This window comes from Vibrio sp. Vb0349 (genome assembly GCF_033338975.1).
On sequence record NZ_JAWOTS010000242.1, the window covers coordinates 1 to 1,312 of the forward strand.

Annotated in this window: 1 protein-coding gene and 1 riboswitch; the gene reads left to right on the forward strand. The window is 45.3% G+C overall.

The genetic code is table 11. From position 1 onward, the window contains the following. Nucleotides 1-13: 13 nt before the first annotated feature. Nucleotides 14-216: riboswitch (cobalamin riboswitch) on the forward strand. 56 nt (nucleotides 217-272) lie between these two features. Then, nucleotides 273-1,312 (forward strand): TonB-dependent receptor plug domain-containing protein (locus R7Q47_RS24895; protein ID WP_318089964.1); only part of this gene is annotated, 1,040 nt, incomplete at its 3' end.

Here is a 1,312-nt window from a genome sequence, read left to right on the forward strand (position 1 = left end):
ATCAATAGCTGAATAATATTTGCCTCAAGCTGGTGGCATCTAGCAATCTAGATGGCTGAAATGGGAATCTGGTGAAAATCCAGAACTGACGCGCAGCGGTAAAAGAGAACGAACGCTCATCACGACACTGCATTAGTTTATGTGGGAAGTCGAGCAACTAGGTGGTGTAAACCTCGCTCTTCAGTCCGAATACCTGCCAGCAACTGAGCCACAGCATTGGACTGCCTAAGGAGGCAGGGCTCGGAAGGAATTACGCGATTTAGGACAATATAATGAAAAAATCCGCATTGGCGATCACTTTGGCATCGCTGCTTTCACCTGTCTCTTATCTACAGGCCCAAGAAACCTCCGTTGACGAAACGCTCGTTGTTACTGCGAATCGATTCAAGCAAATCGATGGTGCTGTTCTAGCTCAAACCGTGACAGTAACGAAAGAAGATATTCGCCGTCAGCAAGCTGACAGTTTGTTTGATGTGTTCCGTACTTTGCCTAGTATTGAGGTTGCTCAATATGGTGGCCGTGGCCAAAGCGCATCGATTTTTGTTCGCGGTGGCAGTGCCACCCAAGTGTTGGTTTTGGTTGATGGTGTACGTATGCCTCGCGCAATCATGGGCGGTATCGATTTCAACCAATTTCCAATCAACTCTATTGAACGTATCGACTACATTCGCGGCGCACGCGCATCTATCTATGGCTCAGAGGCGATTTCCGGCGTAATCAACATTATTACTCGAGCAAGTATTGATGATGATGCAAGCCGAGTGTCGGCGGGTTATGGCTCCAACAATCATAAAAAAGGCACGTTTGCCGTATCTAAACCTGTAGGTGAAGGTAAGCACATCAAAGGGGTATTAGGTTACGAGAAAACGGATGGTTTTAACGTTAAACCTTTGCCGGGTTTGAATGATGGCGATGAGCACGGATTTGAAACGTTGAACCTTAAATTAGGTTACCAGCAAAACTTTTCTGATAATTTTTCTGGTTACGTTGGCTTTAGTACATACAGCAACGAATACGACTATGACAACAGCAGTTATGGCAATCCTGGGTGGGGAACAGTAGATAAGCACGAAAAGAAAACGGGTGAAGTGGAATACGTAGGTGCAGATTTGTCACTTGAGTATTCTAAAGATGTTTACACTTCTGAGTTGAAGTTAGCTTACGGTCAACAAGACAACTATGACCTTAAATCGGGCCAAAGTAAGTCGACCGGCGATCACGTGGCCATCGAACAGTTCAATGCAATTTGGCTAAACTCATACAGCATCAATGATGAACTGAGTATTGGAGGCGGCTTAGATTACCGTAATGA